This window comes from Maribacter aquimarinus (assembly GCF_047345505.1).
Classification (GTDB): Bacteria; Bacteroidota; Bacteroidia; order Flavobacteriales; family Flavobacteriaceae; genus Maribacter.
The window spans coordinates 132,165-153,312 of sequence record NZ_JBLFEO010000006.1 but is presented as its reverse complement, the minus strand read 5'-3'; the positions used below and the strand labels follow the sequence as shown (position 1 = coordinate 153,312).

General features: G+C 51.8%; 19 protein-coding genes and 1 pseudogene. 8 read left to right on the top strand and 12 right to left on the bottom strand.

Annotated elements, in window-relative coordinates:
* Positions 1-41: 41 nt before the first annotated feature.
* The 3 genes from pruA to ACKWCC_RS06435 form a co-directional block, all read right to left on the bottom strand.
* Positions 42-1,670: an L-glutamate gamma-semialdehyde dehydrogenase gene (gene pruA / locus ACKWCC_RS06445; RefSeq protein ID WP_413995090.1), complete on the bottom strand. Its 1,629-nt coding sequence runs from the start codon at positions 1,668-1,670 to the stop codon at positions 42-44.
* A gap of 67 nt (positions 1,671-1,737) precedes the next feature.
* A complete protein-coding gene (gene apaG / locus ACKWCC_RS06440; RefSeq protein WP_413995089.1) occupies positions 1,738-2,124 on the bottom strand; it encodes a Co2+/Mg2+ efflux protein ApaG in 387 nt (128 codons plus the stop codon).
* A gap of 493 nt (positions 2,125-2,617) precedes the next feature.
* Positions 2,618-3,862, bottom strand: a complete 1,245-nt coding sequence (locus tag ACKWCC_RS06435) for a type IX secretion system plug protein (RefSeq protein ID WP_413995088.1) — start codon at positions 3,860-3,862, stop codon at positions 2,618-2,620.
* Between the two features lie 151 nt (positions 3,863-4,013).
* On the opposite strand from ACKWCC_RS06435, the gene ACKWCC_RS06430 reads away from it, so the two are divergent.
* From ACKWCC_RS06430 to ACKWCC_RS06395, 8 genes are all read left to right on the top strand, one after another.
* On the top strand, positions 4,014-5,366 hold the full coding sequence (locus tag ACKWCC_RS06430; protein ID WP_413995087.1) for a Na(+)-translocating NADH-quinone reductase subunit A: 1,353 nt from the start codon (positions 4,014-4,016) through the stop codon (positions 5,364-5,366).
* 3 nt (positions 5,367-5,369) lie between these two features.
* A complete protein-coding gene (locus ACKWCC_RS06425; protein WP_413995086.1) occupies positions 5,370-6,641 on the top strand; it encodes an NADH:ubiquinone reductase (Na(+)-transporting) subunit B in 1,272 nt (423 codons plus the stop codon).
* A gap of 2 nt (positions 6,642-6,643) precedes the next feature.
* Complete coding sequence (locus ACKWCC_RS06420; protein ID WP_413995085.1) at positions 6,644-7,417, top strand: Na(+)-translocating NADH-quinone reductase subunit C; 774 nt, start codon at positions 6,644-6,646, stop codon at positions 7,415-7,417.
* A gap of 1 nt (position 7,418) precedes the next feature.
* Positions 7,419-8,066 (top strand): NADH:ubiquinone reductase (Na(+)-transporting) subunit D, encoded by a 648-nt coding sequence (locus ACKWCC_RS06415; protein WP_413995084.1) that lies wholly within the window; start codon positions 7,419-7,421, stop codon positions 8,064-8,066.
* 12 nt (positions 8,067-8,078) lie between these two features.
* Positions 8,079-8,828: an NADH:ubiquinone reductase (Na(+)-transporting) subunit E gene (gene nqrE / locus ACKWCC_RS06410; protein WP_413995083.1), complete on the top strand. Its 750-nt coding sequence runs from the start codon at positions 8,079-8,081 to the stop codon at positions 8,826-8,828.
* A gap of 1 nt (position 8,829) precedes the next feature.
* Entirely contained in the window at positions 8,830-10,140 is a 1,311-nt protein-coding gene (gene nqrF / locus ACKWCC_RS06405; protein WP_413995082.1) for an NADH:ubiquinone reductase (Na(+)-transporting) subunit F, read from the top strand.
* A gap of 155 nt (positions 10,141-10,295) precedes the next feature.
* The gene (locus ACKWCC_RS06400; RefSeq protein WP_413995081.1) at positions 10,296-10,661 is read left to right on the top strand and encodes a Na(+)-translocating NADH-quinone reductase subunit F; all 366 of its coding nucleotides are present in this window, start codon (positions 10,296-10,298) and stop codon (positions 10,659-10,661) included.
* 82 nt (positions 10,662-10,743) lie between these two features.
* A complete protein-coding gene (locus tag ACKWCC_RS06395) occupies positions 10,744-11,730 on the top strand; it encodes an FAD:protein FMN transferase (RefSeq protein ID WP_413995080.1) in 987 nt (328 codons plus the stop codon).
* Here the strand turns inward: ACKWCC_RS06395 and ACKWCC_RS06390 are convergent, their stop codons facing one another.
* From ACKWCC_RS06390 to ACKWCC_RS06350, 9 genes and pseudogenes are all read right to left on the bottom strand, one after another.
* On the bottom strand, positions 11,731-12,495 hold the full coding sequence (locus tag ACKWCC_RS06390; protein ID WP_413995079.1) for a class I SAM-dependent methyltransferase: 765 nt from the start codon (positions 12,493-12,495) through the stop codon (positions 11,731-11,733). It lies immediately after the preceding gene.
* Between the two features lie 203 nt (positions 12,496-12,698).
* Positions 12,699-13,517: a type I methionyl aminopeptidase gene (gene map / locus ACKWCC_RS06385; RefSeq protein WP_413995078.1), complete on the bottom strand. Its 819-nt coding sequence runs from the start codon at positions 13,515-13,517 to the stop codon at positions 12,699-12,701.
* A gap of 144 nt (positions 13,518-13,661) precedes the next feature.
* Positions 13,662-15,179 (bottom strand): 2,3-bisphosphoglycerate-independent phosphoglycerate mutase, encoded by a 1,518-nt coding sequence (gpmI, locus tag ACKWCC_RS06380; protein ID WP_413995077.1) that lies wholly within the window; start codon positions 15,177-15,179, stop codon positions 13,662-13,664.
* 409 nt (positions 15,180-15,588) lie between these two features.
* On the bottom strand, positions 15,589-15,759 hold the full coding sequence (locus tag ACKWCC_RS06375; protein ID WP_413995076.1) for a DUF6747 family protein: 171 nt from the start codon (positions 15,757-15,759) through the stop codon (positions 15,589-15,591).
* A gap of 219 nt (positions 15,760-15,978) precedes the next feature.
* Complete coding sequence (locus ACKWCC_RS06370; RefSeq protein ID WP_413995075.1) at positions 15,979-16,746, bottom strand: M48 family metalloprotease; 768 nt, start codon at positions 16,744-16,746, stop codon at positions 15,979-15,981.
* A 38-nt stretch (positions 16,747-16,784) separates the two neighbouring features.
* A complete protein-coding gene (locus ACKWCC_RS06365) occupies positions 16,785-17,519 on the bottom strand; it encodes a M15 family metallopeptidase (protein WP_413995074.1) in 735 nt (244 codons plus the stop codon).
* Positions 17,520-17,722: 203 nt separating this feature from the next.
* Positions 17,723-18,907, bottom strand: coding sequence for a gliding motility-associated C-terminal domain-containing protein (locus ACKWCC_RS06360; protein WP_413995073.1), 1,185 nt, complete (start codon positions 18,905-18,907; stop codon positions 17,723-17,725).
* A gap of 136 nt (positions 18,908-19,043) precedes the next feature.
* Positions 19,044-19,694 carry a hypothetical protein gene (locus tag ACKWCC_RS06355; protein WP_413995072.1) on the bottom strand — a complete coding sequence of 217 codons (651 nt, stop codon included), beginning with the start codon at positions 19,692-19,694 and terminating at the stop codon, positions 19,044-19,046.
* A gap of 4 nt (positions 19,695-19,698) precedes the next feature.
* Positions 19,699-21,148, bottom strand: a pseudogene (locus tag ACKWCC_RS06350) (hypothetical protein); the annotation flags it as partial.

Sequence of the window (21,148 nt, the reverse complement as noted above, 5' to 3'; positions counted from 1 at the left end):
GCCACCGGCGTCCCCCTTTTTTTCTTTAGGTGTATTGTGGGCTAGCCCAAGAAGGGATAGCGATAGTCGGTGGGGGTCACAAAGGTCTCTTTAATGAGCCTTGGGGAGACCCATCTGAGCAGGTTTTGGGCGGATCCGGCCTTGTCATTGGTTCCGGAGGCCCGGGCACCACCAAAGGGCTGTTGCCCCACCACAGCCCCCGTGGGCTTGTCATTGATGTAAAAATTGCCGGCACAGTTCTGCAGTGCCTTGGTGGCCTGGTCAATGGCATAGCGGTCTTGGGACAGCACGGCCCCCGTCAAGGCATATTCAGAGGTGTTGTCCACCAATTTCAGGGTATCGGCCCAATCGTTGTCCTCATAGACGTACACCGTTACCACGGGTCCAAAAAGTTCCGTGCACATGGTGGTGTATTTGGGGTCTTCGGTAAGGATCACGGTGGGCTCCACAAAATAGCCCTTGGACTTATCGTACCCGCCCCCGGCGAAGATGGTGGCGTTGGCATCGGCCTTTGCCTGGTCTATGTACTTCGCCAATTTATCAAAGGAGCCCTCGTGTATCACGGCGGTGATGAAATTGCCCATATCTTCCGGAGATCCCGGTTTGTTGAAGCTTTCCATGTCTTTTTTTACGTGCCCCAATATTTCCTCTGCCGTGGATTTGGGCAAGTACACCCTGGAGGCCGCACTGCATTTCTGTCCCTGGAACTCAAAAGCCCCCCTTGTTATGGCCGTGGCCACTTGCTTGGGGTGTGCCGTGGGGTGTGCAATGATAAAGTCCTTGCCGCCGGTTTCGCCCACGATCCGGGGATAGGTCTTGTACTTGTGGATGTTGTTGCCGATCTGTTTCCAAAGGGACTTGAACACTTCCGTGGAGCCGGTGAAGTGCAGGCCGGAAAAATCCGGACTGGCCAAAACGGTATCGCTGATCATCACCGGATCGCCCATGACCATGTTGATGACCCCATCGGGGAGGCCGGCCTCCTGGAACACGTCCATGATCACTTTGGCGGAGTACACCTGGCTGTCGCTCGGTTTCCAGACCACTACATTGCCCATCATTGCCGCGCTGGCCGGGAGGTTGCCCGCAATGGCGGTGAAATTGAAAGGGGTTATGGCATAGACAAAGCCCTCGAGGGGGCGGTACTCCACACGGTTCCAAATGCCCTCTGCAGATTCGGGCTGCTCCGCATAGATCTGGCTCATGTACTCCACGTTGAAGTTCAGGAAATCTATGAGTTCGCAGGCTGCATCGATTTCGGCCTGGTGTATGGTCTTGGACTGCGCCATCATCGTGGCGGCGTTTATCTTGGCGCGGTAGGGTCCGGCGATCAGGGCGGCCGCTTTCATGAAGACGGCAGCGCGTTGCTCCCAGGCAAGGTTGGCCCACGCCTCGCGCGACTCCAGGCAGTTGGCTATGGCCTGCTCCACATGGGTCTTTTCCGCCAAATGGTAGTGCCCCACAATGTGCCGGTGGTCATGCGGCGGTGACATGCTCCGCGTGTTTCCCGTTTCCACGGTTTTGGACCCAATGTACAAAGGTACGGTAACCTCTCCTTCGTAATAGGCCCTGTACTGTGCCAAAACGGCTTCTCGCTCCGGGGTGCCCGGCGCATAACTTTTTATTGGTTCATTGACTGCGGTGGGAACCTGAAAAAAACCTTTGCCCATAATCCTATTGTTGTGTTATTAAATTTATAATGGCAACAAAGGTAAGGAAGCATGTTAAAAAAAGCGATTAGTTCAAGGTGAAAGGTGCACTGAACTTAAAAGAGGGAATGGGTACCTGAAATGTTTCCCCGCTGCTAAAGTTTAGCATGCCGTAGTGGCCGTTCATGGCCCCAATGGGAGAGGTGAGCAAACATCCTGAACTGTAGGTGTGCGCCTCCCCGGAGGCAATGATCGGTTTTTTGCCGATCACGCCCTCACCGTCCAGGATTTCCAGATCGTTCAGGGAATCGTGTATTTCCCAGTGCCGGGAAAGGAGCTGTACGGCATCCTTCCCTTGGTTCTCTATGGTTATGGTATAGCCAAAGGCGTAGTGCATCTTGTAATTTTTGAAGAACGTGCCCTCAAAATTGGTCTGTACCGATATCTTGATTCCCTTGGTTACTTGTGTGATCATAACGTATAAAAAATAAGAATGGGCGCCAGCCACGTCAACGTGCCCAATACATTTCATCATGGCCCGTAAGGAAGGCAAAAAAGATGGTTGTGCATGCCCCGTGGGCCTACCAACGGTGAACAGCACCTTCTGCACATCCATTTGCTGTCCTTCTGGCATCACTTTTTCAAAAGGACACCAATAGGGCCATTCTGTGGCAAGATAACCAAGAAGGGGCAATTGGGGAAGCCAAATCCCAGATAATCGGTATAGTTGTGTTTATTTCTGATGTACATCGCCCTTGAGCCTTACAGCGCATGGCCGCGACGCCAAAGAGAAAGGGCTGGTGTTGCCTGGATGATATCTTAATGATTACCTAACGGGTGCACATCCCCACAGAACCGATCACTGTGCTCATTTTCGCCCGGTTACCATCGCAATGGCCATGCTTCAATCGCAAAAGTCTTGATGTTGTCGCGGGTTGCACCCTTAGTGCGAAAGTTTAAGGCCCTTGTCAATTGCTGATATTGGCCGAGCTCACCGAGCCAATGCCGATGACACTGTCATAGATTTCGCCAAAATCACGGTAATAGACCAGGATAAGGTAATTGTTCTCGGTAAAGTGGAAATTACCGCCCACGGCGTTGAGCCTAACCTTCCCTTCCTCGCTCTTGGCCACGTACCGGTAGTTGTAAAAGCCTTGCTTCATTTTAAGTTCGGCCTCCATCATTCCGTTTTTTTCGTTGTAGGTCATCTTGTTCCAATCTTCCAAGGCGTAGTTGTTGAATTTGCCAAAGATGTAGATGTCGTCCAATCCCAGGGTTTCCTCGTAGGGAAGGCTAAAGTGCACGTTGGTGTATTCGGCCTCCCGGCTGTTGTCCTGCCCCTGGAGGGTGCGTACCACAAAATCGCCATTGATATCGGGAAAATAGGTGTAAGGTTCATCGTAGCGGTAATCGTCCCCAAAGAGGTAGTGGTGGTACAGGTCCCTGACCTCAATATGGCTGATCTGGGAGGTGGGCGTCCTGAGGTCGCTGGTATCAAAAAGTAAAAACTCGTTGCCCCCAAAGAAAGCGGTCTCCTGGTCATAGCGGTACACCAGTTCGTTCCCAATGGTGAACTGCGGGGGAATGTTGTAAAGGGCCGTGGGCCAGTAGTGGTTTTGCAGAATGGCCACCTTTATTTCCTTTTTGGGGTTCACCAGCCTAAAGTTTCCCGCGTTGATGGTAAAGTGCACCACCTGCTTTTCATTGAGAAAGTCAAAATCGCGTGAGCGCTTCACCGTGCCGCCCACTTTTAAAATATCCTTATAGACCACAAACCTTCTGGAAAACTGCAGCTCGTAGCCACTGTTGTAGATCTCCAGCATGTAATTGCCGCTCACCTTCAGGGACACGTTCTCATTGGGCAGGGTCAGCTGGTAGTTGGAGTAGGTCTCCAGGGTATTGTAGCTGTTTTCGTAATTGATGATGCGCTGGTTGTCCACGCCCTTCAAATATTGCGACTTCAAAAGATCGGACGGGGTCCAGTCGTAATCACAATGCACGATCTTGTAATAATAATCTTGTTCATTGGCCGTTAAATCATCAAACTCCAAATAAATGGTCTCTCCAAGGGTGACCAAGGGGAATTGGTCTTCCGTGGGGCCCTTGAAGACTATGGACCTTATGTGGGAAGGCGGATTTATTTCCTCCTGCACCTGCCCGTAGGCCAATGGCGCCAGGAGGTACAAAAACAAATGTTTAAGGAAAATGCGCATTTTGCAACAATTTTTTGGGTAAAGGTAAACAAAAAGGATGCCAAGCAAATTTAGTTCGATGTAAAGACTAAAATCTGGTTAATAATTATGAATTTTTTTGTTTTAGTAGTATTTTCGCCCCCAAAATTTAGTAACTAAGGTCAACCAGCATATGTCAAAGGACATTAGAATTAAAAAGGGACTGAACATCAACCTTGTAGGTGCCGCGGAAAAGGAGACCACCAAAGCGGTGGACAGTAACGTTTACGCCATTGACATGGCCGATTTTCACGGTGTTACCCCAAAAATGATTTTAAAGCAAGGGGCCGAGGTAAAGGCCGGCGAACCGGTGTTCTTCAGCAAGGACATTGAGGAAATGATGTTCGTCTCGCCCGTGAGCGGGGAACTGATAGAGATCAACCGTGGCGCAAGACGAAGGATACTCTCCTTGAAAATCTTGGCGGACAAGCAGCAGGAGACCTTGGCCCACAAGCCCTTGGATCTGGAAAAGGCCACCAAGGCAGACGTAAAGGCCTATCTCCTCAAAGGGGGCTGTTGGCCCTTCATCAAACAACGTCCGTACGACGTTGTGGCCCATCCGGATGCCACGCCAAAGGCCATTTTTGTCTCCGGCTATGTTACCGCCCCATTGGCGGCAGACCTTAATTACACCTTGAGCGGCAAGGAAGCGGAGCTACAGGCGGCAATTACCGCCCTTTCCAAGATGACCCCGGGAAAGGTCCATGTCTCCGTGGGCAAGGATGCCACGTCTCCCCTGGCGGGCCTCAAAAATATGGAGCTGCACAAAGTATCGGGTCCGCACCCTGCCGGTCTGGTGGGCACGCAGATCAACCGAATAGACCCGGTGAACAAAGGGGAGGTGGTATGGACCATCTCGCCGCAGGATCTGGTGGTTCTCGGGGAGTACGTGCTCACCGGAAAGTACAATCCCGAGCGCACCGTGGCCCTTGTGGGTTCTTCCGTGAAAAAACCACAATACTACACTGCCAAGATCGGCGCCGAAATCTCCACCTTTTTGTATGCCAGTGGAGTGGAGGGGGATAATTTCAGGGTGATCAACGGCGACGTCCTAACGGGCTTGCAAAGCGCCCCCGATGGTCATTTGGGGCATTACAACACTACGGTCTCCGTGATACCGGAGGGCGATGATTATGAGTTCTTCGGGTGGAACAAGCCGGTTTTTGACAAGGTGTCCGTTTCCAGGGCCTTGACCTTCTCTTGGCTGCAGCCCAACAAAAAATACGACCTGGACACCAATACCAACGGGGAGCACCGGGCCTTTGTCCTTACCGGGCAATATGAAAAGGTCTTTCCTTTGGACATTTATCCCATGCAGCTCCTAAAGGCCTGCATGGTCAAGGATTTGGACGAAATGGAGCACTTGGGGCTCTATGAGGTGGCTCCGGAAGACTTTTCACTGACCGAATTTATTTGTGTTTCCAAACAACCGCACCAAAAGATCATACGTGAAGGATTGGATTTGTTAAAACAAGAAATAGGATAGAAGATGAGCATAAAAAGCACGTTGCACGAGATTAAGTTAAAGTACAAGGGCACCAAGATGGCCCCGGCCTTCAATGCCTTCCATACGTTTCTCTTTACCCCGGACGAGACCACCCATGGCGGTACGCACATAAAGGGTGCAGATGATCTTAAGCGAACCATGAACACGGTCATATTGGCACTGGTGCCCGTATTGATCTTTTCCATGTTCAATGCAGGATACCAGCATTATTCCGCCATCAACGGATTTCCCGAGAATTTCTCCCTTTTGGAGCACTTCCTTACCTGGGACAATCTCTGGATCGGTATCACAAAGGTGTTGCCCTTGGTGATCGTTTCCTACGGGGTGGGACTCATTGTCGAGTTCATTTTTGCCGTGATCAAGGGCCACGAGGTGGAAGAGGGCTACCTCGTCACCGGTATGTTGGTGCCGCTGATCATGCCCATTGACACACCGTTGTGGATGTTGGCCGTTGCCGTTGTTTTTGGTGTGGTCATTGGAAAAGAGGTGTTTGGTGGCACGGGGATGAACATCTTGAACCCCGCCCTTACCATTCGCGCTTTCTTGTTCTTTGCCTATCCCACTTGGATGAGCGGGGACAAGGTCTGGGTGCACGGGGCCAAGGATGGGGTTACCCAAGCCGGTTCTGCCGATGCCATTTCCGGAGAGACCATCTTGGGCTATTTGGCCCAGGGCAACGAGGCCGCTTACCAGGCCAAATACAGCCTTTCGGACATGTTCTTTGGTTTTATTCCCGGTTCTGTCGGGGAGACCTCCACGTTCCTGATCCTTTTGGGCGGCCTGTTCTTGATTTTCACCAAAATTGCCAGTTGGAGGATCATGCTGAGCGCCGTTATCGGCTCTTTGGTAATGGGCCTAATCTTTAACGGTATCGTGGAAGCGGGGTGGATCGCCGAGTACAGCAAGTTCTACGGTTTGATGCAGTTCGATTTTTGGAAGCACCTCATTGTGGGCGGGCTGGCCTTTGGCATTGTCTATATGGCAACCGATCCGGTAACCGGGTCCCAGACCAATAGGGGCAAATGGATCTACGGCTTCTTCATTGGCCTGCTTTCGGTCATGATCAGGGTCTTCAACCCTGGGTATCCAGAGGGTGTTTTCTTGGCCATACTATTGATGAATGTCTTTGCCCCCACCATAGACCACTATGTGATCCAGGGCAACGTGAAGCGCAGGATGAAAAGATTAAAGAATGCCGTTATCCTGCCCAAGGACAGCGAAGCGGCCCAACAACTTAAAGCAGAAACGGTTTAACAATGGCTATAGATACGGATAAAAACGGATACACCATGCTATTTTCCATAGCGATGGTGGTGGTGGTGGGATCGCTGTTGGCCTTTCTGGCCTCCAGCCTAAGCGAGCGCATCAAGGAAAACGAGCGTTTCGAGAAGCAACAGAACATTCTCTATGCCATGGGGGTCAATGAGAACACCCCGGACAGTGGTGTAAATTTCATTCCCACCGACGTGGTGGAGGAGAAGTTCACCGAACGCATTAAAAAACAATATGTTCTGGTGGGTGCAGAAAAAAATACCGCTGCCCCTGCCAACGTGGAGGAAGATGACCAAGCCTTTCTCATTGATGTGAGAAAGCAATTGGCCGCGCTGAAGAAGGGCGAAGAGGCCCGCCTGCCCATTTTTGTGGGAGAAAAGGAGGGCGAGGAAGTCTATGTGCTGCCCATGTACGGTAAGGGACTGTGGGATGCCATTTGGGGCTTTGTCTCCGTGGACAAGAACATGATCATCCAAGGGGTGTATTTTGATCACAAGCAAGAGACCGCAGGTCTTGGGGCCAACATTAAAATGCGCTTCTTTATGGACGATTTTATCGGAGAGTCCCTTTTGGACGGCAACAGCTATCGCGGGGTTGAAGTTTCCAAGACCAACAACGATCCCCTGAACGAGGACAAGGAAGACAATGCGGTGGATGCCATTGCAGGGGCCACCATTACCGGTAACGGGGTGTCCAATATGATCAAGGAGACCCTTAGGGCCTACAAACCTTATTTAGAAACCATCAGAACTAATTAAAATGGCAATACTTTCAAAAAAAGATGCAAATCTCATCATGGACCCCCTGGCGGACAATAACCCCATTACCATACAGGTATTGGGCATCTGTTCCGCACTGGCCATTACGGCAGAGCTCAAGGCCTCCCTGGTGATGGCCATATCGGTCATCTTTGTAATGGGCGTGGGCAACGTGGTCATCTCCTTGATGCGTAACGTTATCCCCTCCAAAATACGCATCATAGCCCAGTTGATCGTGGTGGCCACCCTTGTGATCGTTGTGGATCAGGTGCTAAAAGCCTTTGCCTATGAACTGAGCAAGACGCTTTCGGTCTTCGTGGGGCTCATCATTACCAACTGTATCATTATGGGACGTTTTGAGGCCTTTGCCCTGGGCAACGGCATTTGGAGGTCCTTTTTGGATGGCATTGGAAATGCCTTGGGATATGGGGTCATCCTCATCATTATCGGTTTCTTTAGGGAATTGTTGGGCTCGGGCACCTTGTTTGGCATTCCTGTCCTGGGAGATCCCATTGCCAAAACCGGACTCTACGCCATTGGGTATGAGAACAACGGGTTTATGATCATACCACCGGCGGCCTTGATCGTGGTGGGCATCATTATTTGGGTACAGCGTTCGCGCAACCCTGCATTGATTGAAGAAGCGTAAATAAAAGAAATTATGTTAGAGCATTTGGAATTATTTTTTAAGTCGATCTTCATTGACAATATGGTGTTTGCCGTGTTCCTGGGGATGTGTTCCTACCTCGCGGTCTCCAAAAAAGTGGCCACGGCCGTGGGCCTTGGTGCCGCCGTTATCTTTGTACTGGCCGTGACCGTGCCCTTGAATTGGCTGCTGGACCAATATATCCTGCAAGAAGGGGCCCTGGTCTGGTTGGGACCGGAATACGCGGACTATAACCTGAGTTTCCTCTCCTTTATCATGTTCATTGCCACCATTGCCACCATGGTACAATTGGTGGAGATCGTGGTGGAGAAGTTTTCGCCCTCGCTGTACAACTCCTTGGGTATCTTTTTGCCGCTGATCGCGGTAAACTGCGCCATTTTGGGTGGATCGCTCTTTATGCAGGCCAGGGAAATAGGGACATTTGGTTTGGCCCTCAACTATGGCATAAGCTCCGGGATTGGCTGGTTCTTGGCCATTTTGGCCATTGCCGCCATACGGGAAAAGATCCGTTACAGCAATGTACCGCCCCCGCTTCGTGGCTTGGGCATCACCTTTATCATTACGGGCCTTATGGGCATTGGTTTCCAAAGCTTTGGTGGCATGCTCACCGGGGACAACGAGCCGCCCGAGGGAACGGAGCCCACAACGGCAGAGATAGAGAACGTGGAAGAAAAGGATTTGATCGAGAAGGAAGAGGTGGAAGATGCCAAGGCCGTTTCGTATAACGACGTAATAAACGAGTAAGATGATATTAGCTACAACTACCGGTGGTACCATTCTAATTACAGTGGTCGCATTTTTGGTCATATTGAGCCTTTTGGTGACCCTGCTGCTCTTTACCAAACAAAAACTGTCCCCCTCGGGTCCTGTTACCTTGACCATAAACGGGGAGAAGCAAATAGAGGTGCCCTCGGGATCCACCTTGTTGACCACCTTGGGATCGCAAAAGGTCTTTTTGCCTTCCGCCTGTGGCGGTGGCGGAACTTGCATCCAGTGCGAGTGCCATGTCCTTTCCGGAGGTGGCGAGGCGCTGCCCACCGAGACCCCCCATTTCTCCAGGAAGGAACTGCAGCAAGGGGCACGTCTCGCTTGCCAGGTAAAGGTGAAGCAAGACATGGAGATCACCATTCCCGAAGAGGTGTTTGGCATTAAGAAATGGCCGGCCAAAGTGGTGCGGAACTACAATGTGGCCTCTTTTATTAAGGAATTTGTGGTAGAGATCCCTGAGGATATGGGCTATAAGGCCGGAGGGTACATCCAAATTGAAATCCCGGAGTGCGAGGTGAAATATTCGGACATCGATATCACCGCCCACCCCGAGGAGCATGACAAGCCGGACAAGTTTCAAGAGGAATGGGACAAGTTTAATCTTTGGCCCTTGGTGATGAAGAACCCGGAGACCGTGGAAAGGGCCTACTCCATGGCTTCCTACCCTGCCGAAGGGCGTGAGATCATGCTCAACGTGCGTATTGCCACCCCACCCTGGGACCGCTCCAAAAACGGTTGGATGGATGTGAACCCCGGCGTGGCCTCCAGCTATATCTTTGCCCTGAAACCGGGTGATGACGTGGTCATTTCCGGACCTTATGGCGAATTTTTCATCAATGAGTCCGAATCCGAAATGTTGTATGTGGGCGGAGGGGCCGGTATGGCACCGATGCGCTCGCACCTGTACCACCTGTTCAAGACCTTGAAGACCAACAGGAAGGTGACCTACTGGTACGGCGGGCGATCCAAAAGGGAGCTCTTCTACATAGACCATTTTAAACAGTTGGAAAAGGATTTCCCCAACTTTAAGTTTTACATGGCGCTTTCAGAACCCTTGGAAGAGGACAATTGGAAAGTGAAAAAGGACATCAATGATGAAGAGGGCGATGGTTTTGTGGGCTTCATTCACAATTGTGTCATAGACAATTATCTGGACCACCACGAAACCCCTGAGGACATTGAACTATATTTCTGCGGCCCACCCTTGATGAACAAGGCGGTGCAAAAGATGGGCGAGGACTACGGTATCCCGGATGAGCACATCCGCTTCGATGACTTTGGCGGATAGGGAAACGGAACACTGATACTATCACGGGCCCATGTCCCGTGCCATAAAAAGACCGATATCCTTGATGTCGGTCTTTTTGTTGGCCAAGTTTCCCCTATTGCGGACTGGCCTTATACCCTTAGTTCCGTCCGCCGCAAACCAAAAATGTAAACACTATGCAGCCACTTACAGAACAAGAGTTACATAATTTGGCCATGAACATTGTGGGCAAGCGCCTGGAACAGGAAGGTTTTGAGTTCCTGGCCGTGAACAGCAAGCTCAAAAAGAACCCCCAGTTTGTCTGTCTTAGGGAAAAAAAGCTCCATTTTATCGTGGTAAAGTCCATTTCTTATCCCGGTGACCCCACCGATATGGAATTTTTTAAGGCCGATCTGTACAAGATGCGGGATCACGCCCTAAAGTTCGAGGCCGAAACCTTCTATGCCGGGGTGGGCCTGGTCAATGCTTCGGACTATAACCTGCCGGTGTACTTGAACCAGGAATATATTGTGGATTATGACGGACTCATCAAAATTGAATAGGATGAATGGACCACTTGGCCAGGGGGAACATCGGGCCGCTTCAAGCAAAAGTAAAGGGAGGGCTCCCCTGTTTTTTCTGGGTATGCTCGGTTTAATGACGGTGGCCTGCCAACAGCCCAAGGAATGGGTTCAAAGTCAGAACACAGGGCCTGCCCTGGGCACCTCGTACTCCATATTGTACCAGGCCGATCGGGAACTGGATTTTCAGGATGAGATCGATTCCGTGTTCCGGGTGGTGAACCAATCGCTTTCCACCTACCTTCCGGAATCGGACATCTCCAGGATCAACAGGGGGGAAACAGGGGTCACAGTAGATGCCATGTTCAAGGAGGTGCTGTCCCGTTCCAAGGACATCCACAAGGCCACCAACGGATTTTTCGATCCCACGGTGGGCACCTTGGTCAACGCCTGGGGCTTTGGCCCGGAGGAAGGGGAAGTGCTCATGGATGCGGCCACAGTGGACAGCCTGATGCAGTATGTTGGGCTGGACAAAGTGCACCTAGGGGAAAATGGTGTCCTCTCCTTTTCAAAAGAGGGGATGTACCTGGATTTCAACGCCATTGCCAAGGGGTATGCCATTGATCGCCTTGCCGTGATGTTGAATGGAAAGGGCCTGGAGCACTACTTGGTGGAAGTGGGCGGGGAAATCGTGGCCAAGGGCCATAACGCCGTAAAGGGAAAGCCCTGGAGCGTGGGCATCGATGATCCCGAGGATACCGCTGGCCGAGGGCTAAAACTGCTCATAGGTTTGGAAGACCGCGCCCTGGCCTCTTCCGGGAATTACCGAAAATTTAGGATAGATGGGGAAACCGGCGAAAAATATGTGCACACCATAGACCCGAAAACGGGGTTGGCCAAAAATTCCACCACCCTGGCGGTGACGGTCCTGGCCGATGATTGCGCCACGGCAGACGCCTTTGCCACCGCCTTTATGGCCATGGACCGGGAAGCGGTAAAGCGCTTGGTGGACAAAAGATCCGATCTGGAGGTCTATATCATTTATCTGGATGCCAACGGGGAGACCCAACAATATTTTACGGATGGCTTCAAGGATTTGGTGCTGCCCTGATCATTTGCGCACCAGGGGAATGAGTTCGCCCTTGGCCAAGCGGTACCGCTCGATCTCCGAGGCCGAAAGCTGGGCGGTATAGTCCACCGGTTCCACCCTAAAGCCCACGGATTCCAGTTTTTGAAAATAGTCCAGCCCATAGACCCGCACATGGTCGTACTGGCCAAAAATCTTGGTGCGTTCCCTTCTGTCCGTGATGCTGTCATCTTCAAAGGTCACCGGACGTTCCAGGTCCTGCGGAATTTGGAAAATGCCCCAACCACCCTTTTTCAACACCCTGTAGAGCTCTTGCATGGCCTTGGTGTCATCCGGGACGTGCTCCAGCACATGGTTGCAGAGAATAACGTCAAAAGAGGCGTCCTTGAAGGGGAGGTCACAGATATCTGCCTTTACCTCCGCCAGGGGAGAATTCAGGTCCGTGGTCACATAATCCAAGTTTTTCAACTTTTTAAACCGGTGGTAGAATGCCTGCTCGGGCGCAAAGTGCAGCACTTTTAACGGTGCCGTGAAAAAACGGGTTCGGTGCTTTAGGTAGAGCCAGAGCAGTCTGTGCCGTTCCAGGGATAGGGTGGAGGGAGAGAGCACGTTCTCACGTGGGTTCTGATAGCCATAGGGCAGGAGACTCCTAAAATTCTTCCCGTCTATGGGATCGGTAAAGGTGTGGCCTCTGTAATAAAGCGCAAAAAGGGGCCGTGCCACATAACTGAGCTTGATCAGTACCGGCCTGGGGACACGGTTTAAAAAAAAGCGGAACAGTTTTTTCATTGCATCGTCACCTTAATGGGCCGTATATTTTTTTTGTATGGGGGCAACATCAACCTGTTTGTCGCAAACTGCGCCATGTTCTGGTATTCCAATATGGCCCGTGCGCTTTTGGCGAATTTCATTTTGGATGTCCCCTTGCCGCCCCTAAACGATCTTTTCATCAAAAAAAAACCAAATGGGCCATTTTGGCCACCTCCAAAAGGTCAAGGCACCAAGGGTACGCTCCTAAAGGGGGCTTCTTCATCACTGACAATGCCCAAGACTTCGTAAATATAGTGAAAGGTGGAGAGCAGCTCCGGCTTTCCGTCCACTAGGGCCACATTGTGCTCAAAATGGGCGCTGGGTTTCCCGTCTGCGGTGAGGATGGTCCAGCCGTCCTTGAGCTGTCGTATTCTTTTGGTGCCCATGTTGGTCATGGGCTCAATGGCCACGGTCATTCCCTCCACAAATTTCTTGCCCCGGCCGCGACGGCCATAATTGGGCATTTCGGGATCTTCGTGCATGGTTCTGCCCAGGCCGTGCCCCACCAGCTCGCGCACCACACCATATCCGTGTTTTTCGGTGTATTCCTGTATGGCGTGCCCCACATCGCCCACGCGGTTGCCCAGTTTAAACTCCCCAATGCCCACATAGAGCGAGGCTTTGGTCACCTCCAGCAATTTTTGGACCTCGGGGGCCACGTTCCCCACGGCAAAGGTATAGGCATGGTCCCCGTAAAACCCGTTCTTTAGCACCCCACAGTCTATGGAAATGATATCCCCGTCCTCCAGTGGGGTGTCATTGGGTATGCCGTGCACCACTTGGGCATTGGGGCTCATGCAGAGGGTGTTCGGGAAGTCATATAGGCCCAGGAAGCCCGGCACGCCGCCGTGGTCGCGGATAAAGGTTTCTGCCAGTGCATCCAATTGCAGGGTGGTTACCCCGGGCTTTACTTCGGAGGCCAGCATGCCCAAGGTCTTGGAGACGATCAATGCGCTCTCCCGCATCAGCGCTATCTCCTCGGCCGTTTTTATTTTGATCATTTGTTGCTGTCTTTTATTGGTAAAACTCCATTTTTGGCCGCCGGTGGGGCGTGCACGTCAGCTTGCGCATGCCAAACCCCGGCCTGTGGCGCTTTTGTTTCTCCTCCGGGCCTTCCCCGGTAATGGATGGCTCTTGCCCATGGTTTACACCAGCGGCTTTTGGGTCATGGCCTCGGGTTGGGGCACGCCGATCATTTTTAAAATGGTGGGCGCCAGATCGCCCAACACCCCATCTTTAATGGATTTTAGGTCCTTGTCCACCAAAATGAGCGGTACCGGATTGGTGGTATGTGCCGTATTGGGACTGCCATCGGGGTTTACCATGGTGTCGCAATTTCCGTGATCGGCTATGACCAGGGTGCTGTACCCGTGTTCCAAGCCGGCCGTAATGACATCCTTGGCGCACTGATCTACCGTTTCGCAAGCTTTTATGGCCGCTGCCATGACGCCCGTATGCCCCACCATGTCCGGATTGGCAAAATTAAGGCAGACAAAGTCCACCGCTTCCTTTTTGAGCTCGGGAATGATGGCGTCCCGTATGTCGTAAGCGCTCATCTCGGGCTTTAGGTCATAGGTGGCCACTTTGGGCGAAGGGCAAAGAATGCGTTCTTCCCCATCAAAAGGGATTTCCCTGCCACCATTGAAGAAAAACGTCACGTGCGGGTACTTTTCGGTTTCCGCAATACGGATCTGTTTTTTTCCCGCGCGGGCCAGGACCTCGCCCAAGGTGTCTTTGATGTTCTCTTTGTCGTACACCACTTTTACCCCTTGGAAGGCGTCGTCATAATTGGTCAGGGTCACATAGTACAGGTCCAATTTGGCCATGTCGTGCTCGGGCATGTCCTCCTGGCTCAGCACTTGGGTAAGTTCACGGCCCCGATCCGTCCTGAAGTTGAAGAAAATGACCACATCACCATCCTTTATGGTGGCAAGGGGCCTCCCGGCCGCATCCGTGGCCACAATGGGTTCAATGAACTCGTCCGTAACGCCCTTATCGTAGCTTTCCTGTATGCTGCGAACCACATCGGTGCTCTTTGTGCCCTGGGCGTTCACCATGACGTCATAGGCTTTTTTTACCCGTTCCCAGCGTTTGTCCCGGTCCATGGCAAAATACCTGCCGATCACCGTGGCAATGCTCGCATTTCTGTCCTTGCCGTATGCCGCCAGGTCTTTAATAAAGCCTTTTCCGCTTTTGGGGTCCACGTCCCTGCCATCGGTAAAGGCGTGCACGAACATGTCTTTGACCCCAAGGTCGTCTCCCGCCTTGATCAGGCCCTTGATATGGTCAATGTGGCTGTGAACGCCTCCATTGCTCACCAGTCCCAGGAAATGCACGGCCTTGGCATGTTTCTTGGCGTGGGCAAAGGCGTCTTGCAGTACCGTTTCGTCCTTTAGGGTGTCCCGTTCCACTGCCAGGTTGATCTTCGCCAGGTCCTGGTACACAATCCTTCCCGCACCCAGGTTCATGTGCCCTACCTCGCTGTTTCCCATTTGACCCTCGGGCAGCCCTACGTGCATCCCGTCGGTCAAGAGGTCGGCGTGGGCATAGTTTTGGTAAAGACTGTCCACAAAAGGGGTATGGGCTTGGTCAATGGCAGATATCTTTGGATCTGGCGACTTGCCCCAGCCGTCCAGTATCATCAAGATCACTTTTTTGTTCATCGTCATCACGTTTTCAGAGCACAAAAATAAGACCTTCTCCTTAGTATAGCGCCTTAGGGGCCTTCCTTTTTGTGGCCTTGGCGACAAGATGCCCCGACATCGCTATTTTTTTTGTGGTTCTACCACTGATGTTGTGGAAACGAAAATGGTATTGGCCAGAGGGAGTACCCTAGGAATTGGGGAGAAAGACCAAAAATAGGTCCTATTGCAAACACCCGTAAAGGAAGTGGCCATACATAATGAAGCTACACATATAAACCCCTGCGTATTCTAGTCCTCTGTCAAATTGTGAATCAAGGGTTTTGGCCAAGAATATTTTGGCAGAACCTCCCAACAAAAAAATCCTTCGGTGGTTTCGAAGGATTGGGTCAAGGCATCGTGGCGCGGGCCCTAGGGCTCCAAGCGGGTCTCAGTAGAATTCAAAACCGGTAAAAGCACGGTGAAAAAAGGCATAAAGCGCCATTAAGAGCATCCCAGCGCAAAAGACCGAATAAATCTTGAGAATGACCACCAGAATCTCTGGTTTGCAATTCTTGAATGCTTCGGTATAAAGTGTCTTAAAGTGTAATAGTGTTCCCATCCTATAGCTTATCTCGTACCATACGATAGCATAAAAGGTGGGCCAAGCACTAAGGCAACATCTGGGAAATTTAAAGATAGGTAAATTGAGGGGGGCAACAAACCATTTTAACGTTGATCTGTACAATTTATCGGCAAACGGCAAGGGAAAAAGGGGCTTTCCCAGCGATCCACGGGTTATTCCAAAAAGTGCGCCGGGCGCAGGGTTTTCAGGACCGTTTCAGTTGGGAGTGCTGTATTTTGCTATGGCCTCCCTTATTTTTTCAATCCGGTTTTCAGGATCCGGATGGGTGCTCTGGAACTCTGGGACCCGGTTGGGCCCTGCCGCGGCCTTCAATATTTTCATCACTTCGATCAGTTCATTGGGGTCGTACCCGGAATTGATCATTAAAAGCACGCCCAGTTCGTCACTCTCCAGTTCATCTTCCCTGCCGTTGGTGAGCAGGGTGTTCTGTCCTATTCCCTGAACCAAACCGCCCATATCGCCGCCCACGGAGGCCCCCATGGTCAGGGTCTGCCAAAAGTTGCTTTCCGCTATGCGCTCTGCGGAATGCCGCCCGATCACGTGGCCGATCTCATGCCCAAGCACTCCGGCCAGTTGCGCCTCGTTGAGCTGGGAGAACAAGGCATAGGTAATGAAACACTGCCCGCCGGGAAGGGCAAAGGCGTTGATCGAGCGATCGTCTGCCAGCAGATGAAAGTCGTATTTATAAGGGGTGTCCTTGGCTATGCTGTTGTTTACCAGTTTATGGCCCACGTCATCCACAAAGGCCTGCAGCTGCTCATCCGGATACAACCCTCCGTGTTGCTGCGCCATTTCAGGAGCGGTCTGCAAACCAATGGCAATCTCTTGGTCCGCACTCATGTTAATGTGCTGTACCCTACCGGTATAGGGATTTTCTTCCTTGTTGCTGCATTTTTGGATAAAGGCAAAGGCCACAATGGCCAACCCAATGAAGATGCGGATTTTCCAACTTCCTCTTCTCATTTTTTGTAACGGTTAGATATCAGCAATATACAAAACCATTACAAAAGTACTTCGTTTATATCAAGGATATTGTCTTGGATGTAGTTTTTTAGAAAACCAATGGTAAAGTGCTCGGCCCCTATGAAATCCTCTTGCTGCAGTATCTGCACGATGTTCTTCCTGCGGAAGGCCGTGAGCATGGGCTTGGAAATGGGCGCATAGCTGTAGTGCCAAGGTTCATATTTAAAGCCCTTTCGCTTGGGGCTGTCCGTATAGACCAAGTGAAAATCATAGGTGGCAGCGTTTTGGTCCATCCAGTCCTTTAGGTCCGCAAAGGCGCCGCCATCGGCAAATTTATCGGCATCGAGCACATCGCCCTCCGTCTTGCGGTAGCCATCAATGATGTCTATGTCCGTGCCCCAATGGTGCCGGCTGGTGCCGGGTATGGTGCTGTATTCAATGATCTTGTCAATGGCCGGCAGGGGTTCCATACCGTCCTCTTCGGTATATCTTATGAATTTGCGCTCAAAAATGCCCACCTGCCTTAGATAGCTCCTGTAGCTGGACACTATTTTTAGGTCGATGCCATCTTGGTAGGCGGCTTTTTTCATGGACACAAAGGCATCATGGGCACCTTTTTGTAGGTTGATGCCCTCGCCGTACAGTTCAGGTTCTGATTTTCCCATTAATTCCGTTATGGAATATTCGGTTTCTTGGGCCGCTGCCATTGCCGGAACGGTGGTCAGGGCCATGGTGGCCATACCGCCCTTTTTTATGAATGATCGTCTTTTCATATCTAATGGTTATCAAATTTTGTTCCAATCATGTGCAACCGTTGTGGTCGCTGTGTCCAACCTATCTGCTTTTGGTTTGGCCACAAGATGATGCGCCAAGGGGAACATAAGCGTCTTTATCAACGCAAAGCCCTGGTCCATAGGTGCGCATATCGGGTAAAAGTAATGTTTTTCACTGTTCTTGCCATCTACTGCCCTTTTGCTCAGTTCTTCTCACGGGGAATCAAATAGAAATAGCCCTGGTGCTTTTTCTCGAGGTCGGGCAGGGTAACAAGGTAAAAATAGATACCGGAAGGCAGTCCATTTTCCCTAGCGATCACCCCGTTCACATTGGAGATGCCCCCAAAGCTGTTGTCATAGTTTTCTTTTTGGTAAACGAGCAGGCCGTACCTATCGTATATCTGCAATAGGTTATTGGGCGAATTTTCCAGGCCTTCCAGGGTCAGGGTGTCATTGACACCGTCTCCATTGGGGGTCACGTAATAATTGTAAAACTCCAAATTATCCAAGGTCTCAAGGCCGCCCCGGGCACCGCCAAGGGTAAGAATGGCAAAATTGTCCGGCACAAAGACCGTGGAAGTCACACTGCCCTCGGTCATGTCCCCGGTAACGGACGCATTCCCCAAATTTTGCCACGTCCTGGCCAAAACGTTCCATCCCACCACTACAATATCATCAATGCTGGTGGCAAAGGATTCGGTATTGCTCAGGGCATTCCACCCCAAGGTTACCTGGGAGGGCACCTCACTGTCCAGGTGCCAAAACTCCCTTTGGCTCACCAGAAGGGAATCCCCGCTGGTCATATCCGTATCAAAACCGGGCGAGAAGGTACTGGGCACATTGGGATTTTCATAAAAATAGGCCGCCCTGGCGTAGTTGTTCACTGCCGTGGAGCGTACGCCCAAGGGCCTCAACATCTGGTTTTCGCCAACGGGAAAGACAAAGTCCAATTTATTGGAGATCGCGGTGTAACCGTCCACTTTGGTGGCATCGCCCTCGCCGTTGTAAAAGGAATTGTTCAGGAAATTGATGTTCACGTCCGGTGCGCTGCGTTGGGTAATGATGTCCCCCACAATAAAATTCGCGTTGTTGAGCACACCGATGGTATTGTTCACAAAGAAACCGTTGTCCACCGCCACTTCCAGATCATGAACAACGGGATTGCTGGTGCCCGAAAGGGTGAGCGGGTCATTGGCTCCATAAAAACCCACCAGCCCCTGGTCGTTTTTGAACGGGCCATTGTTTATGACATCCAAATGAAAGCCTATGGCGCCACCGCCGTGCACTTGCATGTTGCCATGGTTGTGCACCGCATCCTGACCCGTGGCCAGCGCCGTGGCCAACACGGAGATACAAAGAAAAACAAGGTTTTTTAGCATGCTTGTCATGGGGTCACCTTAAGTGTAATTTCCAATGCCATTTAAAAAAACGATCATTCCTTTTTGCAAGATGGGGCCGTGGCTACCGTTATCCAATGCACTGTTTTGCCAAAGGGAACCGTGCCAACCTGTCTCCCGCTGCGCCTTATTCATACGCTCTGTAAAGTACCACCACATCGTCATCATGGTTGCTGATGTTCAGGGTGAATGCGTCTGGGTTGAAACTGCTCAAGCTCGCCTCCGTGGTTCCAATGTTATCGCCGTTTTGGTTGCTGTAACGGATGCCGATACATCTGGAACTGGAGGCGTAGCGGGATATATCGTTAATGCTGGTGCCATTTCCCCCCACATAGATCACTTGTTGCTCAATGCCCGTGCCGTTGGCCCGCGCAAAACCGTTCATGGTGCCAAAGGCATTGGGAATTCCGTTGAAGTTGTTCCCCACTCCGTTGTCGCTGTTTAGGTTCAGGGTCTCTATATTGGCGTGCGCCACAAAACTAACTTGAGAAGGGGTAAAGGGCAGGCCGCCCACCGTTAGGTTTCCCGTGCCCGTAATGGTGAGCAATCCCAAATGAACTCGGGCAGGGGCGGCCAACACGGTCCAATCCGTACCGTTGTAAACAAAGACCTGCTCTTGGTCCGTATTGTACAATAGGGAGCCTTCAACGGGGTTGGCCACATTGGCCATTTCAAGGTCCGTGGCCCTGGTGAGCCCCAGCAATAGGTCTCCTTGCAATTGGGCAACGATGGTAGTGGCACTGCTGAACAAAACAAGTAAAAACAATAGGGTTCTCATAGGCCTAAAGATCTAAAATGGTGAACATGAACTCTGAATCGAAACGGGAACGATCGGTGCCTCCATTGTCATTGTCCCCCACAATCACTTCAAAACTGGTGGCGGTCTGGTTACTGTAGGAAATACCGGGATCGTCATTTCCCGCGCCGTTGCGTCCGGGCTGACTCAATTGTATAATGTAATTGGCGTCTGAAACCGTTCCTGCCGGTAGGGTAACGCGGTAGTGTCCGCTACCTCCCAATTTGGTAACGCTAATGCCCGGAGTTGCTTTTACCACGCTACCAATAGCAGAAACTTTGCCAAAGGCCTTGATCGGACTTACGTAGAACGCCCCGCCATTGGCACCAACACTGATGCTGTTATTGGTCTCGGCGCCCACGGTGTTCGCCGTTTGGTTGGAGCTGACCTCATTGGTGTAGGTAATTTGGCCGGTAGCCGTGTCTTGGGTCAGGTTGGTGGTGGTGTCCGTAGTTGGGGTTTCCCAGGCCACAGTGCCCGAAGCATTGGTGACCAATACCTGGTTGTTGGCACCGGGTGCAATTTTTGCCGGGGTAACGTTGCCATCCAAAATGTTCTCCGTTTCCACTGCATCTGCCCTTAGTTCGGAATTGCCCACGGCATCCGCACGGATCTCACCCCGATCCACTGAGTCGGTGGCTAGGTCGGAAGCTGTAATGGAATTATCGGCGATGGGTCCTCCCGGGCCACCCGTGATGGCGCCATCAGCAATCTTTGCGGCCGTTATGGCATCGTCTGCGATGACGGTGGCATTGGTGGGGCCCGTGACCTCCCCGGCCAAATTGTCCACAGAGAAGGCCGTACCGGTCAAGGTAAGACCGGTACCCGCGGTATAAGTGGTATCGTCATCGCCATCGGCAATATCGGCCGGGATGTTGGTCAAGCTGCCCCAATCGCCGTCGAAATCATCAGTGGCGTCCAAATCTAAATTAGCGGGAATACCGGTAAGGCTTCCCCAGGCCCCGTCAAAATCATCCGTGGCGTCGGTGTCCAAATTTGGGAACTCATTGTTCACGGCCGTGGCGACCTGGGCGTCGGTGAGCTGGGTGTCGTCGTCCCCATCGGCAATGTCGGTCGGGATGTTGGACAAGCTGTTCCAATCGCCATCGAAATCATCGGTGGCGTCCAGGTCGAGGTTGGTGGGAATTCCGGAAAGGCTTCCCCAGGCCCCGTCAAAATCATCCGTGGCGTCGGTGTCCAAATTTGGGAACTCATTGTTCACCGCCGTGGCGACCTGGGCATCGGTGAGCTGGGTGTCGTCATCGCCATCGGCAATGTCGGCCGGAATGCCCGTAAGGCTTCCCCAGGCCCCGTCAAAATCGTCCGTGGCGTCAGTGTCCAAATTTGGGAACTCATTGTTCACTGCGGAGGCGACCTGGGCGTCGGTGAGCTGGGTGTCGTCATCGCCGTCGGCAATGTCGGCCGGGATGTTGGTG

Coding starts and splice junctions, on each gene's coding strand:
- pruA (WP_413995090.1), bottom strand. CDS start 1,670: ATGGGCAAAGGTTTTTTTCAGGTTCCCACCGCAGTCAATGAACCAATA.
- apaG (WP_413995089.1), bottom strand. CDS start 2,124: ATGATCACACAAGTAACCAAGGGAATCAAGATATCGGTACAGACCAAT.
- ACKWCC_RS06435 (WP_413995088.1), bottom strand. CDS start 3,862: ATGCGCATTTTCCTTAAACATTTGTTTTTGTACCTCCTGGCGCCATTG.
- ACKWCC_RS06430 (WP_413995087.1), top strand. CDS start 4,014: ATGTCAAAGGACATTAGAATTAAAAAGGGACTGAACATCAACCTTGTA.
- ACKWCC_RS06425 (WP_413995086.1), top strand. CDS start 5,370: ATGAGCATAAAAAGCACGTTGCACGAGATTAAGTTAAAGTACAAGGGC.
- ACKWCC_RS06420 (WP_413995085.1), top strand. CDS start 6,644: ATGGCTATAGATACGGATAAAAACGGATACACCATGCTATTTTCCATA.
- ACKWCC_RS06415 (WP_413995084.1), top strand. CDS start 7,419: ATGGCAATACTTTCAAAAAAAGATGCAAATCTCATCATGGACCCCCTG.
- nqrE (WP_413995083.1), top strand. CDS start 8,079: ATGTTAGAGCATTTGGAATTATTTTTTAAGTCGATCTTCATTGACAAT.
- nqrF (WP_413995082.1), top strand. CDS start 8,830: ATGATATTAGCTACAACTACCGGTGGTACCATTCTAATTACAGTGGTC.
- ACKWCC_RS06400 (WP_413995081.1), top strand. CDS start 10,296: ATGCAGCCACTTACAGAACAAGAGTTACATAATTTGGCCATGAACATT.
- ACKWCC_RS06395 (WP_413995080.1), top strand. CDS start 10,744: ATGCTCGGTTTAATGACGGTGGCCTGCCAACAGCCCAAGGAATGGGTT.
- ACKWCC_RS06390 (WP_413995079.1), bottom strand. CDS start 12,495: ATGAAAAAACTGTTCCGCTTTTTTTTAAACCGTGTCCCCAGGCCGGTA.
- map (WP_413995078.1), bottom strand. CDS start 13,517: ATGATCAAAATAAAAACGGCCGAGGAGATAGCGCTGATGCGGGAGAGC.
- gpmI (WP_413995077.1), bottom strand. CDS start 15,179: ATGAACAAAAAAGTGATCTTGATGATACTGGACGGCTGGGGCAAGTCG.
- ACKWCC_RS06375 (WP_413995076.1), bottom strand. CDS start 15,759: ATGGGAACACTATTACACTTTAAGACACTTTATACCGAAGCATTCAAG.
- ACKWCC_RS06370 (WP_413995075.1), bottom strand. CDS start 16,746: ATGAGAAGAGGAAGTTGGAAAATCCGCATCTTCATTGGGTTGGCCATT.
- ACKWCC_RS06365 (WP_413995074.1), bottom strand. CDS start 17,519: ATGAAAAGACGATCATTCATAAAAAAGGGCGGTATGGCCACCATGGCC.
- ACKWCC_RS06360 (WP_413995073.1), bottom strand. CDS start 18,907: ATGACAAGCATGCTAAAAAACCTTGTTTTTCTTTGTATCTCCGTGTTG.
- ACKWCC_RS06355 (WP_413995072.1), bottom strand. CDS start 19,694: ATGAGAACCCTATTGTTTTTACTTGTTTTGTTCAGCAGTGCCACTACC.